Source organism: Pseudoduganella lutea (genome assembly GCF_004209755.1).
Lineage (GTDB): Bacteria > Pseudomonadota > Gammaproteobacteria > Burkholderiales > Burkholderiaceae_D > Rugamonas > Rugamonas lutea.
This window is the reverse complement of the sequence record NZ_CP035913.1, coordinates 5,943,749-5,959,379: the sequence shown is the minus strand read 5'-3', so window position 1 is coordinate 5,959,379 and position 15,631 is coordinate 5,943,749. Positions and strand designations below refer to the sequence as shown.

Below are 15,631 nucleotides of genomic sequence, written 5' to 3'. Positions count from 1 at the left end.
AGGTTTAGCCCTTGATGCCGGTGCCGGCCACCGAGGCGACGAACTGCCGCTGGAAAGCCAGGAATACCGCCAGTACGGGCAGGGTAATCACCGTTGCGTAGGCCATGATCTGGCCCCACGAATTGGTGCGTCCGAAATATTGCTGGATGCCGGGCTGCACGGGCCGGAACGCTTCGCCCTGGATCACCATGATGGGCCACAGGTACTGGTTCCAGGCGGAGATGAACAGCACGATCGCGGCGGTGGCGATCACCGGACCGCTGTTGGGCATGATGATGCGGGCATACAGTGTCCACGGTCCGGCGCCGTCCATCTTCGCGGCTTCGTCCAGTTCGGGCGGGATATCGCGGAAGAACTGGTAGAACAGGAACACGCAGAAGGCGTTGGCGAGAAACGGAATCACCTGCACGTGCAGGCTGTTGAACCAGCCGCTGTGGAGCACGAACTGGCCGTGCTCGAACCCGGGCCATGGCAGGCGCGCGACCAGCGACAGCAGCGGGATCGCGATCACCTCGAACGGCACGATCACCATGGCCACCACCAGCGCCAGCACGACCTGCCGGCCGCGCCAGCGCATGCGGGCGATCGAGAACGCCAGCATGCTGTTGACGATGATGCCGCCCACGACGACGAGCGCCGCTATCAGCGTGGAGTTGAACAGGAACGACGGCAGGTCGCTCTTCTCGAACACCGCGCGGTAGTTCGCCATCGACCAGGCATCCGACGGCAGGTAAGCCGACCAGGTGTCCAGGTTGGCGAAGATCGCGTCGTCGCCCTTGAACGACGACACAACCATGAACAGCAACGGGGCGACGAAGACGATGCCGATGGCGCTCATCACCACGAGCAGCGCGGTGGCACGCAGGCGGTTGCGAAGAAGCCGGTTCATCATGTGTTCCCCCTGTTGACCAGCATGCGCTGCAGTATCGACAGGCCCAGCACGATGGTAAAGAATACCAGCGTGATCGTGGAGCCGTAGCCGACGTCCTGCTCCTTGAAGCCGCTGCGCACGGCGTGGTACACCACCGTGGACGTGGAATCGAGCGGCCCGCCGGACGTCATCACGTCGACCTGCGTGAACAGGCCGAAGGCCAGCAGCGTGGTCGACACCAGCACGAAGATGATGGTGTTGCGCAGGCCGGGCAACGTGACGTGCACGAAGCGCTGCCAGGCGTTGGCGCCCATCAGCGTGGCCGCCTCGTACAACTCGGGTGAAATCGACTGCAGGCCGGCCAGGAATACCAGCATCTGGAAGCCCGCGCCCTGCCAGGCCGACATCAGCGCGATGGCCGGCAGAGCGTAGTGGCTGTCGCCCAGCCAGTCCGGGCCCGCGTTCGGATCGTGCAGCAGGTTGCGCAGCAGCTCGTTGAGCATGCCGCGATCGGTGTTGAGCATGAAGGCCCAGACGATCGAGGCCACGACCATCGACGTGACGACCGGCGCGAAATACACGGTGCGGAAGAATACCCGGCCGCGGACCTTCTGGTTGACGAGGATCGCCAGCCCCAGCGCCACGCCGCATTGCAGCGGGAGTACCAGCGCCGCGAACAGGAATGTGTTGATCAGCGAGCGATAGAACAGCGGATCGCTGGCGGCCAGCACGATGCGCCTGCCGCCTACGTCGAACTGGAAGGCCGGACGATAGGAACCCAGTTCCGGCCGCGCCTTGCGCACCTGGCGCCAGGTGGGGAACCGCACACCCTCGTCGTCACGCACGATCGCCCCGCTTCCATCGCGCAGCGGATCGATGGCGGCGATGTCGAACGCAAGCAGGCGCCGGTAGTTGTCCAGCCCCACATACTGCGTGGGTTCGGGCGACATCAGCCGGTGGTTGGTCAGCGTGGCGCCGGCGGCAAGCAGCATCGGCAGTACGACAAAGACGAGGAACAGCAGGATCGCCGGCGCGGCGAACGCGCCGACAGCGAACGGGCCGTCATGACCGAACCTGGTTTTCATGGCAGGCCTCCCTTGCCGCCCTGCGCGCCAAAGCCATAGCCGTTGTTGCGCGCGATATTGTGTTCGATGGCTTCCACCGCCTCGTCGAGTGCCTCGGCGGCATCCTTGCCGCTGCGGATGTCGGCCAGCGCCTTTTCGAACGCCGACGACATGGCCGGATAACCGGGGCTGGCCGGCCGCACCACGGCGTAGCGCCGGGCGAACTCGAAGTAGAGGCGCCAGTCGCCGCCCGGCCGGTAATGTTCGGTCAATGCCGCGCCCTCTTCGCTGACGGGTACCAGGCCCGTGTCGCGCGATGCGGCGCCGATTTCCTCCGGCGTGACCAGGTGGGCGAGGAAGGCTGCCGCGCCTTCGGGCTGCCGGCAGCCGCGGGTGATGCCCCACTGCCAGGAAGCGGCGCCGATGCGCGGCCCCTTGCCGAAGTCCGGCGGCGGCATCGCCACCAGGTCGGCGCCGAACTGCCTGCTGTATTCGCGCACTTTCCACGACCCCGTGTAGTGGAAAAGGGTCCGGCCCTGCTCGAATGCCTTGTCGTCCGCGGGAATGCGCTCGACCAGCCGGTCCTTGAACAGCCGGCCATAGTAGCGGCCGACCGCCACCGCCGCATCGTTGTTGAGCAAGCCGTCGACGCGCCGGTAATTCTCGCGATCGATCAGGTCGGTGCCGGCGCTCTGCAACCAGGGCGAAAAAGCATAGCTGTACCACTCGCCCTTGAACCGGCCGTTCAGGTCCAGCGGAAAGCGGTAACGCCCGCTTTTCTTTGCCCGGGCCAGCACGTCGTGAAACTCGGCGGCCGTGTAGGGCCGTTCCATCGTCGCGATGCGGATGCCCAATGCCTCCAGCGCCGACCTGCGCGAGAACAGCGCCAGCACCACGTCGAACTGGCCCACGCTGTACAACTGCCCCTTGTACGTGCCACGCCCGCCTTCGAGCAGGGACGCGACGGCCGCGGGCGGCAGCAGCGGCGCGAGCGGGCGGATGTGGCCGGCCCAGGCAAAGTTCGGTACCGTCGGCTGGTCCATCGCGATCACGCAGGGCAGCTGGCGCACCAGCGATGCGGCGGTGATCGACTCCGTATACGAACCCTGCGGGATGGCTTCCATGACCACTTTCCAACGGCCCTGCGAGCGGTTGAAGCGCTCGATGGCCGCCCTTCCCGCCGCCATTTCAGCGTCGCCCGTATCGTGGCGCCACAAGCGGATTTCGACAGGCGCGGCCAGCACCGGCAATGCCAGCGCGGCCAGCGCGATCACAAATGCGTGCTTCATCGGCTGCCCGCCCGCGCTGGCCCCTTGTGCGCTGCCGGGGCAGCGACCGTGCCGCGCATCACGGGCACGCAGGGCACCCGCACCGTGGCCGGTGCCATGCCCGCGTGCTCCAGCACATAGCGGCCGGACAGCTCGCCGATCTCGCGGTACGGCAGCGCCACGGTCGTCAGGCCAGGATCGAGTGCCTCGGAAATCAGGCGGAAATCGTCGAATCCCACGATCGACACGTCGGCCGGTACCCGCAGGCCACGGCGCTGCAGGATGAAGATGACGCGCATGGCCATCTTGTCGTTGCCGCACAGGATCGCGGTGGGCCGGCGGTCGCTGGCGAACAGGCGGTCGACGGCATCGGCAAGGTGCGCGAATTCGTCGCCCTCGTGCGCTTCGGCGCCGTGGATCAGCCATTGCGCATTGGGCGTGATGCCGTGCTCGCGCATGGCCCGCTCGAAGCCGCGCAGGCGCAGGGCGGTGGCCACCATGCCTGGGATCAGCTGCAGGAAGGCGATGTGGCGATGACCGGCATCGAGCACGATCCTGGCCGCGGCGTAACCGCCGCCTTCGTCGTCGGGTACCACCTGCGTGTAGCGGCCGGCCGCTTCGAAGCAGTTCGCCAGCGCCGTGGGCGTGCTGCCCAGCAGCGGTTCGAGCGCGACCTGGCAATGGAACGGCGTGGCGAACAGGATCGCCTCGACGCGGCGTTCGCGCAGGTCCGCCACCAGGCGGCTCGCCACGTCCGCATGGCCGCCCGTTTCGCCGATCATCAGCATCTTGCCCTGCTGCTCGCAAACCAGCTGGATGCCCTTGATGATTTCGGAGGAATCGGGCGTGGTGGTCAGTTGTTCGGCAATCACGGCCACCAGCCCGGTGGGCCGGCCGCGCAAACTGCGGGCCGCGGCGGACGGCGTGAATTCGAGACTGCGCATCGCCTGCTCGATGCGCGTACGGGTTTTTTCGGATACCTCGGTACCGCCATTGAGGACCCGGGATACGGTCTTGATGGACACGCCGGCCTTCTCGGCGACGTCGTGAATCGTTGCCACACAGTCTCCTTGTCTTGTCCGCCAGACATCCCGGTCACGAAATGTCCAACGTTGTCATTTGCGTCGATGATAAGGAATGCGTGCGTGGGCGTCAATCAAAATCGCTGTCCCGTAAATGTCTTGCACATGCGCGCATGCCCCGGCATGGCCGGGTGAGCGCCCAGGAAAACGCGACTTCATGCAAGTTCGCACGCCGGCAACGTTTGTCTTCAAGCAAGCATGAACCGCATGCCCGCGAGCCGGTTGTGACAGTCACGCCACGCCATACCCATCATGCGCAGCCGCGTATACCGGACCGGCACGACCTGGCCGAGAGTAGACGGTGGCATCACCCGGTGAAGCCCGTCGATGCGAGCAGCCCGCTTACAGGGGCACACGCTCGTTCAACCAGTGCCCGTACCCGGGCATCCGTGGGGCGTCAGACCCTTCTCTCCAGGCCATTGCGCCAGTCCTCCCATTCCCGCGGGCGACACCGCCCGCGCGGCGAGGCATGCCGGCAGCACCGGACACAGCGATTCACCCACAATTTGGAGACACCCATGAACAAGCTGCTCTACCAGGTGGACGACCGTCCGCCGCTGCCCACCACCATCCTGCTGGCCGCCCAGCACATGCTTGCCGCGCTGGGCGGCATCATCGCCGTGCCCCTCGTCATCGGCGCCGTGCTGAAACTGCCGGCCGACCAGGTCGTCGCGCTCGTCAACGCCTCGCTGATGGGCTCGGGCGTCATCACCATCATCCAGTGCAAGGGCCTGGGCCCGCTGGGGATCCGCCTGCCCTGCGTGATGGGCACCGGCTTCAGCTTCGTCGGCGCCGCCCTCGCCATCGGCCACGAGCATGGCGTGGCCGGCATCCTCGGGTCCACGCTGGCCGGCTCGGTGATCATGATCGTCGGCAGTTTCTTCATGCCGCAGATCCGCAAGCTGTTCCCGCATACCGTGACTGCCGTCGTGGTCACGATGATCGGCCTGTCGCTGATCCCCGTCGCGGTGGACTGGGCGGCCGGCGGCAAGGGGGCCGCCGACTACGCCGATCCGGTCAACCTGGGCATCGCCCTGTTCGTGCTGGTCACCGTCGTCGGCGTCGTGCAGTTCGGCAAAGGCATCGTGTCCGCCGCCGCCGTCGTGATCGGCGTGGCCGCCGGCTATCTCGTCTGCCTGGCCATGGGCCTGGTCGACTTCGGTCCCGTGCAAAAGGCGGCCACGTTCGCGCTGCCGCAACCGCTGCAATACGGCATGACGTTCCCGCCCAGCGGCATTTTTGCGATGGGCGTCGCGTACATGGTCGCGATCGTCGAAACCACCGGCACCCTGATGGCGCTGGGTTCCGCGACCAACACGAAAGTGGGCGGCCGGCAGTTGTGCCGCGGCGTACTGGGCGACGGCGTGGGCTCGGCGTGCGTGGCCATGCTGGGCGGCCCGCCCGTTTCCACCTTCGCGCAAAATGTCGGCCTGGTCTCGCTCACCGGCGTGGCCAGCCGCCACGTGGTGGCGCTGACCGGCGCCTTCCTGCTGCTGGCCGGCCTCTTCCCGGTGCTGGGCGCGATCGTCGTCACGATTCCGCAAGTGGTGCTGGGCGGCGCCTGCCTGATGATGTTCGCCATGATCCTGGCCGCCGGCGCGCAGATGCTGGCCAGCGTGGAGCACAGCAAGCGCAATGGCCTGATCATCGCCGTGTCGCTGGGCTGCGGCCTGGCCGTCAGCGCCCGCCCCGAACTGCTGGCGAGGATGCCGGCCATCGTGCATGAAATCTTCGGCTCGGGCATCAGCACCGGCGCCATCGTGGCATCGGTGCTGAACCTCATGCTGCCGGGCCGCGAGAAGGAAGCGCTCGAGGACGAATCGAACGACGGGGAAGCCGTGCAGGCGGCGACACCGCACCCTGTGCTGGAGAAGAAAGCCCGGGCCGTGTAGTCACCGCGCGACCGGCCGCGCCGCCTGCGACCGGGCGGCGCACTTCTAGACGGCGTCCGTCCCGCCCAGTTGACCCGCCAGCAGATTCATGACTTCGTCCGCGAACAGCAGGCTGGCGATGCCGCGGCCATGCTTGTCGCGTCGCACGAGGGACAGCACGTTCCGGCTGAAGACGCGGTCCCGGATCGGCCGGTAGACCAGCACGTCCCGGCGGTACTCTTCCGTGATATCGAACTTGCTGAGAAAGGCGATGCCGTCGCCCGCCGCGGCAAGGCGTTTCATGGTTTCGATCGAATTGGTGCGGAAGGTGGGCGCCACGTCCAGGCCGGCCCCGGCAAACGTGTCGGCAATGTTGCCGTGGATGAGCATCGAGCGGTCCGCGAAGATCAGCGGATACGACGTACAGTGCGCCAGCGGGATGGATTCCATGTGCGCCAGCGGGTGCCCGGACGACATGACCGCGCCGAGGCGCGTGTCCCGCTCCCACAGGCATTCGAGTTGCGGGGAGGCGGCCAGGTTGAAGCCCAGGCCCAGGTCGGCTTCGCCGCTGGCGACGGATGCCTGGATCTCGCGCACGGACATGGTGCGGATCGATATCGTCATCTGCGGATGGCGCGCATAGAAGTTCAACGCGGCGGCCGCCACGACGCCGCTGGCCAGCCCGGTCGCCGTGGCGACGATGATCTCTCCGCTCTGCAGCGTTTGCAGCTCGCGGATCTCCGCTTCCACCTGGCGGTATTCCAGCATGGTGCGGCGCACATGCGCCAGCAGGATCTCGCCCGCGGGCGTTGGCCGCAGGCCGCGCGGCAAACGCTCGAACAGCGGCTCGCCGATTTCCTCCTCCAGCAGCAGCACGTGCTTGTTGATGGCCGACGGCGCGATGTGCAGCTTTTCGCCGGCCGCGCGGATCGAACCGCAGCGGGCCACTTCGTCGATATAGCGCAGCAGGCGCGAATGCAGCATGCGGGTCCCCTCTCCCCTTCGTGTAAAAAATAGCGTACTCGAAAAACGCACGGTCCGCGCAAAAATCGCTGCTTTTCCGCACGGTCCAAATCGGTTTTCATGGCACCAGCAACACCATTCCCCTTCACGCCACCTCCATGAAAGCGAGACCGCCATGTACCAGGAAGTCAACGAACGTACCAATACCCCTGCCGGACAGACCGACCAGGTCCACGCGCACTACAACGAGGTCCGGGCCATCTTCGACATCCTCAACGGAAAGAAGGAAGCCGACCTGCTGCTGAAAAACCTGCACATCCTCGATGTGCATGCCGAAACCGTGTACCAGGGTTCGATCCTGGTGTACAACAAGCGCATCGTCGCCCTGAACCCGGACGAAGCGATCGTCAAGGTGCGCGAGGTGTTCGATGGCGAGGGCCTGTATGCGATTCCCGGCCTGATCGACGCGCACATCCACTTCGATGCCCAACTGGCGCATCCCGCCGCGTTCGGCGAAGCGATCGTGCCCTGCGGGACGACCACCATCTTCTCCGAATGCCTGGACTTCGTCAGCGCGGCCGGCGACGAGGCGGTGCAAGCCACCGAAGCGCTGTTTCGCCACCACGACCGCCTGCCCTATCGCGTGTTTGCCTTTGCGCCCGGGAAGAAGACCACGGTGGAAGTCACCGACGCGCTGCTGAAACTCGATCCGGTGATCGGCCTGGGCGAGCTGGCGCACCTGACCTACAGCGTGGGCAACGACGACGATTTCCGCAAATCCGCGCTGGGTCGTGTGAAAGGCGGTTTCATGAACACGCACTGGGGCGTGACCGCGCTGTCCGACATGATGCTCAACTACATGCCGGCCATCGGCGCGTTTGCCAACCACGACGTGTGGAAGGAAGACGACATCGAGAAAAGCGTGCGCTATGGCTTGCAAACCCAGATCAAGTTCGGCGTGGGCAGCAGTGAAGTCATCAAGATCATGTTGCGCGCCATCGTCAAGCGCAAATGGCCCGCCGAGAATTTCCAGCTGTGCGCGGACAATATCTCGGTCGACCGCCTGCAGACGCAGGGCCACATGGACTGGGTGATCTCGCTGTGCGCGGAGATGGGGATCGATCCCATCCAGGCGATCAAGATGGCCACGCTCTACACCGCGCGCGCCTTCCGGATGGACAACAAGTTCGGTTCGCTGACGCCGGGCCGCTTCGCCGATATCGTGCTGACGGACAGCCTGGCGAAGATCAATCCCCGCTATGTCTTCAAGGATGGCGAACTCGTAGCCAGGGACCGCAAGCTGCTGCGGCAGGCCGATGTCGATTATTCCGGCATGGTCAAGACACCGGTGCCGGGCCTGCACGACCTGGCGCCGGAGCACCTGGATATCGTGCCCCTGGAAATTTCTGCGGATGGCCGGCAGGCCAAGGTCTACCTGTTCGACGTGTATGGCCGCGGCCACCTGAAGTTCTACGACGAAGTCTGGGTGCCGCTGCGGGATGGGAAGGTCGTGCCGGAGGTCGATGGCGTGCCGCTCAACCGCATCTCGGTCGTGCAGCGCTATGCCAAGGGCACGCGCCATGTGGTCAACGGCCTGTTCAAGGGTGTCGCCATCGAGCGCGGCGCCGTGGCCACGTTCTGGCCGGCGCCGAAGGCGTATTTCGTCGCCGTGGGACAGGACAGCGCGGAGATGTGCCATTGCCTGCGGCAGGTCGACGCCCAGGTGGGCGGCTGCATCGTGACCGATCGCCGGGAGGTAAAGGCGGCACTGCCGCTGGACATCTACGGCGTGATCGCCAACATGCCGCTCGCCGAGCTGGTGGCCAAGACCCGCGCGATCGATGCAGCGCTGGCGGACATGGGCAACCGCAATGAAGGAGAACCCGTCGTCAACAAGCTCCTGACCCTGTTCATTTCCCTGGACCGCTTCGGTTTCATGGTGTGATGCCGCCAGGCTGACGGAAAGACCGGCCGGCGCCGAAGTGCCGGCCGCACGACAACCACGAGGAGATCGAATTGGCACACCACCCGAAGGAAGCGGACATCGTCGATACCGGCAGCCTGCCACGGCGCTGGACCATCTATATCCTGGGCATCTACATCCTGACGCTCGGCGTCAGCCTGGCCATCCGCGCAGGCATCGGCATCTCGCCGCAAAGCAGCCTGACCCGCACCATGACCCTGGTGCACCCGCCGCTCAGCCAGGGAACCTACAACTTCATCCTCGAGCTGTTCATGCTGCTGCTGACGTATCTCGCCCTGCCGAAGGACTTCGGGCTGAAGAGCTTTGCCTCGCTGGTCCCGGCCTTCGTACTGGCCGCCTTCCTGGACCTGAACCTGCTTGTCACCAAGGGCCTGGTGCTGCACGACTATTCCGTGAAACTGTGCCTGCTGGCCTTTGCCGATGCCCTGATCGCCCTTGGCCTGTTCCTGATGATACGGGCCAACCTCGTGCTCATGCCGATCGACATGTTCGTCGACACCCTGTGCCGGCGACTGGGCTACAAGTGGGGCAACATCAAGTCCACGTTCGACTGCACGCTGCTGCTGATTTCCGCGTCCATCGGCTACCTGTTCCTGGGCGAGCCCAAGTTCATCCGCGAAGGCACCATCCTGAATGCCATCCTGATCGGCCAGTACATCAAGCTGTACTTCTTCCTGTTCAGGCGGTTCCGGCCGGCCAGGGTGGCGCGGCAGGAGGTGCCATCATGAACCGGCTCCTCGCTGGCGCCCTGGCGATCGCCCTGTCCACCGGCGCGGGGGCGCAGGAAATACGGCTTTCGGGATTGCTCGACGCCTGGATCGGCATGGCGCAGCCGCCGGGCAGCAAGCGTGTCGCCGCCGTGAATGCCGGCGGCATGAGCACCTCGTGGTGGGGCATCGACGGCACGGAAGATCTCGGCGACGGGCTCAGGGTGGAGTTCAAGCTTGCCGGCTATCTGCGCAACGACACCGGTGCCCCCGGCCGCTTCAACGGCAACGAAACGCTGTTCAGCCGCAATGCCTACGTCGGCATATCGGGCAAGTTCGGCACGCTGCGCATCGGGCGCGACGGCGCACCGAACTTCCTGCCGGCGGCGCTGTTCAATGCGTTCGGCGATTCGTTCACGTTTTCGCCAATCGTCGCGCACGCCAACGTGCCGCTGTATAACGGCACCGGATGGGAGTCGGTGAATGCGGGCGATACCGGCTGGAGCAACCAGGTCCGCTATACCTCGCCGAACCTGGGTGGGCTGACGGCCAAGCTGCATTACCAGTTCGGTGAAATTGCGGGTGCCCGCGGCCGGCACAACGCGGGGGCCAGCTTCCTGTATTTCAAGGGGCGCCACGGCGTGGGCGGCTTCCTGCAGCGGGTGCACGTGGACAACCCGCTGCCGGGCACGCCCGGCAATGTCAAGGCGGGCTACGGCCGGCAGGATGCCTGGATGGTGAGCGGAAAGACCGGTGTCGGTCCCGTGACGCTCTACGCGAACTACGAGCACGCGCGCAACAGCGCGCATGCGGGTGCGGCGGACGGCGCCACCTCGAACGGCACCAGCACGACCTGGAGCGCCAGCGCCGACGTGGCCTTTGGTGCGGGCAAGCTGCTTGCCGCGTTTGCCGACACCACGTGGCAACGCGGCCCGCAGGACGGCAGGCAGCGCGGCACGCTGTCACTGGGCTACGACCACTCTCTGTCGAAACGCAGCGACGTGTACGTTGTCGGCATGCGCGACCGGATCAGGGGCTACCGCCGTGGCGACACGCTGGCGCTGGGGTTGCGGACGCGGTTCTGACGCTACTGCGACTTGGTTTGTCGTATGTGATGCGTCAGTAGCCGCTGCGGTCTGGTGTCAGACACCGGTTTTCGCGAGATTCTTCCGGGATTCTGCGCGGAAAACCGGTGTCCGACACCTGAAGGTGTCCGACACCAGTGGCTCGAGCGCAGCCTGCAAGATCCGGGGTGTCAGAACCGGTGCGTCAGCGATACCCGGAACGAACGCGACTCGACCGGGTGGAAATGCACGTCTTCCACTGCCTCCGCTTCGCCGGCAAGCCGCGATTCGTAGAAATAATCGATCGCCGACGCGCGCCGGTTGGCCAGGTTGAACGCTTCCAGTTCCACGTGGGTGGCCTTGCCGATGCGGTAGCCGATGCGGCCGTTCAGCGTTGTCGTGGCCTTTGAGCGCACGCTGTTGTCCTCGACCAGCGGGCGCGGGCCGAACCAGCGCAGGCGCAGCGCGCCGGACCAGGGCCCGGTCGGCGTGACCGTCGCGGCGAACTGCGCGACCCCTTCGACCGCGCCCGGGATACGGTCGCCCGCCGGGTCCGCGTTGCGGAAGCGCGCCCGCGCGTAGGCGAGATCCGCATCCAGCGACAGCCACTTTACCGGCTTGTAGTAGTTGGAAAACTCGATGCCGTGGCGGCGGCTCGGCCGCCCCGCCTCGGTGGTGCCGGCGTCGCCGACGAACAGCAGCTCCGAATCCATGTCGAGGCGGTACAGCGACAGCGACGACTGGAGCCCCGGCACCCACTCGCTGCGCACGCCCAGGTCCAATCCGCGCGTGCGGGCCAGCGGCGTGACCCTGTCGGCCGGTTCGCCGGTCTTCGGATCGACCGCGATCACGGTGCCACGCGCGTCGTTGCTGTGGAAGCCCGTACCGGCGTTGACATAGAACTCGGTGCGCGCCCAGGGCCCGAAGACCAGGCTGACGCTGGGCGAGAGGATGCCGTCGCTGGCGGTGCCGGCATTGGCGGCGTTGTCGCCGTGGACGTCGAAGCGGTAGCGGTCCGCCCGCAGACCCGCCACCGTGCGGAACGTGGCGTTCCAGCGGGTCTGGTTTTCAACGAACAGGGCGCCGCTGGTCTCGACGATGTGGTCTTCGCGCGTGGTGCCGGTCACCTGGCGCGCCCGCGTGCGATACAGGCCGTTGTGGATGTTGTCGTTCTGCGCGGTGATGCCCACGGTGGTCGTCGATGCGACGTCGGCCCGGTGATGGTGCCAGGAATAGCTGGCGTCGAAGCCGGATGTCACGCGGCGGTCCGGCTGGGCGAACTGGTCGCCGTTGACGGGATCGTCGAGGAAATAGGTGAAGTTCGAGAACAGTGCCAACCGGTTCGCGATCACATAGGCCGATACCCTGGCACTGTTGTCGTCGTCGCTGCGCTGCCACTTGCCCGACAGGCTGTAGCGGTGCGCACTGCCGCCGTCGGTGGGGTCGATCGCATCGAAGCGGCCCAGCGTGCCGGCATCGACGGCCCGCTGCGGGATCTGGTCGGTGGCGTGCCACTTGGCGCGGTAGGCCATGGCGGTGATGGAGTAGCCGTTGTTCTCGAAACCTTCGCTGTAGCGCAGCACGCCGTTGACCTTGCGGTAGTTGTCGCCGCGGGTGAACGGACCATCGTTGTGCATCGCCTCCAGGCCGACCAGTACGGTGCCGTTGCCGAGTTCCGGCGACGCGGCAATCAGCGCGCGGCCGTAGCCGTTCTGGCCGGCCGTGATGTTGGCAATGCCGGACGTGAGCCGGTTGACGTAAGTGAGCTCGGTGGCGCCCGCGGAAGCGAAGTCGCCCGCCGTCGCCGAGTACGGGCCTTTCCGGTAGTCGAGCCGGCCGGCCAGTTCGGGGATCACGAAATTCAGGTCGGTCCAGCCCTGCCCGTGCGCATGGCTGCGCTGGTTGACGGGCATGCCGTCGACGGCCGTGCGCAGGTCGGTACCGTGGTCGAGATTGAAGCCGCGCAGGTAGAACTGGTTGGCCTTGCCCTCCCCGCTGTGCTGGCTCACCACCAGGCCCGGCGTGGCTTCCAGCAGTTCGCCGGGCCGGTACGTGGTGCGGGCTTGCAGCTGGCTCTGGGTGACCGTGCCGGCGGCGGCGGAGTCGGCCTCGCCAAGCTGGCTGATACGGGAACCTTCGACCAGCACGCGCTGGAATGGCGGATCGTCCGCATGGGCGGCAAACGACATGACGGCAAGGGCGGCAGGCAGGAGCCTGGTGTGAAGCGGATGAATTTTCATGAACTGGGTCGGCAAGCATATGCCGTGCAGGTGCGCCGCACGCGGCATCAGCCACGCGATGGCTTGCCAGCACGGGAAAACAAACGATCGACGGCAAGGCCACACCCCGTGCCCTGCCTTCTTTTCGTGACCGGCCGGTCTTCTGGCTTGCCGTCGTCCTCCCCGGCCCTGCCTTCCCGCGCTGTGTGAGCAGCGCAGTGGCGTCGGGGCGGGTCGTCAGGCTTACAGCAGCGGGGGCTGCGCCGGACTGGCGGGATGGCGATCCCGCGCGTCACCGGCTTCCCGTTTCACCCCGCCACCGGTCGATGGCGGGACACCGTTCACTCGGGGGCGGATTCTACAGGCAAGGATGGGTGCTTGTCAGCGCCTTCCGGAAGCGCTGTTCGCGCAAGTCACTGGAACGCGAGGCTGGGCGCCCCGCTGCGCTGGAGGCTGTTCAGAACGTGTAGTTCACGGCAGTGGCGTAACGGCGCCCGTCCACATAGCCGTTCGAGCTGTTGGCGACTTCCTTGTCGGCCACGTTGTAGATGCCGAACTTCAGCGTCAGGTTCCGCTTCAGGCGGTGCACGATCCCCATGTCGACGAGGGTATAACTTTGTGACGTGGCCGCGCCCGTTGCCAGGTCGGTGCTGATGAACTTGCCGGTATAAGCCGCCTGGCCCCACAGGCTCGTGCCACGCGAAGGGTCGTAGTTCAGGCCCAGGTTCGCGGCATGCTTCGGCTGGTCGCTCAACGGGCTGCCCTTGCTGGCCCCCGTCAGCTGCTCGGAATCGGTCAGCGTGTAGTTCGCACGTGCCGACAGGTTGTTCGTGAACCGGTAGTCCAGCGCGAGCTCCGTTCCGTGGATACGCGCCTTGTCCACGTTGATCGTCTGCTTGTAGCCGTATTGATGTGCGGGATATTCCAGCCCGCCATGGAAGCACGGCACGTTCGGCCGGCACAGGAAGTCCGCCGAGCGCGTGATCTTGTCGTCGAAATCGGTGCGGTATACCACGGCGCTGGCCTTGAGTCCCAGGTCGGTGCGTTCGTAGTCCACGCCGAATTCATAGCTGACGCTTGTTTCCGGCTTCAGGTCCGGGTTGCCGATGCTCACGCCACCGCGGGAGGTGGCGGAGAAATCGGGCGCCGCGTTGCGCAGCGACGGGGCCTTGTAACCCGTGATGGCGCCGCCCTTGACGGTCAGCGCGTCGCTGGCGCGGTAGACCAGGTAGGCCTTCGGGCTCCAGTGGCCGGCATATTGCTCGTTGTAGTCGTAGCGGGCGCTCGTGGTCAGCGCCAGGCCGTCGCGCAGCCGCCACTCGTCTTCCGCGAACGCGGAAAGCTGGTAGCGCTCCATGGTGACGAATGCGTCCGTGTCGGCGTTATGGACGTTCACGGCACTCGTGGCACCGTCCTCCAGCTTCTCCTTCTTGTAGGTGAAGCCGGCCGTCAGCGTGTGCGCATCGCCGGCCTGCCAGGTGCCCTGGCTGTTCAAGGTCAGCGTGTCGAAGTCGATGCCGCGCGCCACGCCGCTGGGCGCGCTGGTGCGGGTGGTCGGATTGCTGGCGGCGTCGTAGTTCAGGTAGGTGCTTGCACTGACCTTGCCGTAGCGGCCATCGTGCGCGAGGAACAGGTTGTCCTTCGTCGATCCCTGGTAGCTGGCGGCCGCCGTGGCGGCCAGCGAGCGGCCCGGGTTTCGCCAGCGGTCGGTGTCGGTGCGGCTGCCGCCGGCCGTGAGCGTGTTGCGGCCGTCGGCCTTCCACGTGACCTTGGCGCCGATGTTGCGCTGCTTATAGTCCGCGTCGCCCGTGGTGGCGTCGCCGAACTGGATGACGCCTCCCTCGTTGGTCCCGCGAAAACCGCCCGACAGCTGGATACCCAGCACGTCGTCGACAAGCGGCCCGTTCACGATGAAGCTCGTGTTGTAGGCCTCGCCGTTGACGTCGTTGCCGCCGTCGGGATGCACGTATTCGGCCGTGACGGCGCCCTTCCACGTGTTCGAGACCTTCTTCGTGATGATGTTGATCACGCCGCCCATCGCGTCGGAGCCGTACAGGCCCGACGCCGGGCCGCGGATCACTTCGATCCGTTCGATCATGTCCAGCGGCGGCATGAACGAGATCTGCTGGCCACGGCCGCCGCCATTGAATTCGAACGTGTCGCCGCCCTGCGCCGGGCGGCCATCGACCAGGAACAGCGTGTAGGCGTTGCCCATGCCGCGAATCGAGATCGACTGCTCGGTGCCGGTGCCCTGCACGGAAACGCCGGGCACGAATTTCAGCACGTCGGCCAGGTCGGTGTACGAGCGCTTGGCGATTTCGCTGCCGGTGATGACGGTAATCGAAGCTGCGGCATCCCGGATGTTCTGCTCGTAGCCGGAAGCGGTGACGACGACGGTGGCCAGCTGCTCTTCGGTGGCCCGCTGTGCGAGGGCGCCCGCACTGGCGAACAGCAGGGGAATGGCGATGGCGACGGGGGTACGGCTGAAGGTTTTTTTGTATTTTTCTGGAAGACGCATGGATCCAAACTTTTCTTGTT

At 66.0% G+C, this 15,631-nt stretch carries 11 protein-coding genes and 1 riboswitch; of the genes, 4 read left to right on the top strand and 7 right to left on the bottom strand.

All coding sequences use genetic code 11. The features are described 5' to 3' along the window. Nucleotides 1-4: 4 nt before the first annotated feature. The 4 genes from EWM63_RS25225 to EWM63_RS25210 are packed head-to-tail and all read right to left on the bottom strand — an operon-like array spanning nucleotide 5 to nucleotide 4,264. Nucleotides 5-892 carry a carbohydrate ABC transporter permease gene (locus tag EWM63_RS25225; protein WP_207221153.1) on the bottom strand — a complete coding sequence of 296 codons (888 nt, stop codon included), beginning with the start codon at nucleotides 890-892 and terminating at the stop codon, nucleotides 5-7. Beyond that, nucleotides 889-1,956, bottom strand: coding sequence for a carbohydrate ABC transporter permease (locus tag EWM63_RS25220; RefSeq protein WP_130188985.1), 1,068 nt, complete (start codon nucleotides 1,954-1,956; stop codon nucleotides 889-891). Before EWM63_RS25220 ends, EWM63_RS25225 begins: the two co-directional genes overlap by 4 nt. Further along, nucleotides 1,953-3,224 (bottom strand): sugar ABC transporter substrate-binding protein, encoded by a 1,272-nt coding sequence (locus tag EWM63_RS25215; protein WP_130188984.1) that lies wholly within the window; start codon nucleotides 3,222-3,224, stop codon nucleotides 1,953-1,955. The genes EWM63_RS25220 and EWM63_RS25215 overlap by 4 nt, the downstream gene beginning before the upstream one ends. Continuing rightward, nucleotides 3,221-4,264 carry a LacI family DNA-binding transcriptional regulator gene (locus tag EWM63_RS25210; RefSeq protein ID WP_130188983.1) on the bottom strand — a complete coding sequence of 348 codons (1,044 nt, stop codon included), beginning with the start codon at nucleotides 4,262-4,264 and terminating at the stop codon, nucleotides 3,221-3,223. The genes EWM63_RS25215 and EWM63_RS25210 overlap by 4 nt, the downstream gene beginning before the upstream one ends. Nucleotides 4,265-4,803: 539 nt before the next feature. Between EWM63_RS25210 and EWM63_RS25205 the strand changes: the two genes are divergently transcribed. Continuing rightward, the gene (locus tag EWM63_RS25205) at nucleotides 4,804-6,177 is read left to right on the top strand and encodes a uracil-xanthine permease family protein (protein ID WP_130188982.1); all 1,374 of its coding nucleotides are present in this window, start codon (nucleotides 4,804-4,806) and stop codon (nucleotides 6,175-6,177) included. Between the two features lie 45 nt (nucleotides 6,178-6,222). Here the strand turns inward: EWM63_RS25205 and EWM63_RS25200 are convergent, their stop codons facing one another. After that, nucleotides 6,223-7,140, bottom strand: a complete 918-nt coding sequence (locus EWM63_RS25200; protein WP_130188981.1) for a LysR family transcriptional regulator — start codon at nucleotides 7,138-7,140, stop codon at nucleotides 6,223-6,225. A gap of 154 nt (nucleotides 7,141-7,294) precedes the next feature. On the opposite strand from EWM63_RS25200, the gene EWM63_RS25195 reads away from it, so the two are divergent. The 3 genes from EWM63_RS25195 to EWM63_RS25185 all read left to right on the top strand — a co-directional run bounded on the left by EWM63_RS25195 (nucleotide 7,295) and on the right by EWM63_RS25185 (nucleotide 10,895). Beyond that, a complete protein-coding gene (locus tag EWM63_RS25195) occupies nucleotides 7,295-9,064 on the top strand; it encodes an adenine deaminase C-terminal domain-containing protein (protein WP_130188980.1) in 1,770 nt (589 codons plus the stop codon). Nucleotides 9,065-9,135: 71 nt separating this feature from the next. Next, nucleotides 9,136-9,831: a YczE/YyaS/YitT family protein gene (locus tag EWM63_RS25190; protein ID WP_130188979.1), complete on the top strand. Its 696-nt coding sequence runs from the start codon at nucleotides 9,136-9,138 to the stop codon at nucleotides 9,829-9,831. Next, a complete protein-coding gene (locus EWM63_RS25185; RefSeq protein ID WP_130188978.1) occupies nucleotides 9,828-10,895 on the top strand; it encodes a porin in 1,068 nt (355 codons plus the stop codon). Before EWM63_RS25190 ends, EWM63_RS25185 begins: the two co-directional genes overlap by 4 nt. 170 nt (nucleotides 10,896-11,065) lie before the next feature. Here the strand turns inward: EWM63_RS25185 and EWM63_RS25180 are convergent, their stop codons facing one another. Together EWM63_RS25180 and EWM63_RS25175 are read right to left on the bottom strand one after the other, a co-directional pair. Continuing rightward, nucleotides 11,066-13,114 (bottom strand): TonB-dependent receptor, encoded by a 2,049-nt coding sequence (locus EWM63_RS25180; protein ID WP_130188977.1) that lies wholly within the window; start codon nucleotides 13,112-13,114, stop codon nucleotides 11,066-11,068. Nucleotides 13,115-13,229: 115 nt separating this feature from the next. After that, nucleotides 13,230-13,450, bottom strand: a riboswitch (cobalamin riboswitch). A 100-nt stretch (nucleotides 13,451-13,550) separates the two neighbouring features. Next, nucleotides 13,551-15,611 (bottom strand): TonB-dependent receptor domain-containing protein, encoded by a 2,061-nt coding sequence (locus tag EWM63_RS25175; protein WP_130188976.1) that lies wholly within the window; start codon nucleotides 15,609-15,611, stop codon nucleotides 13,551-13,553. Between the last annotated feature and the right edge of the window lie 20 nt (nucleotides 15,612-15,631).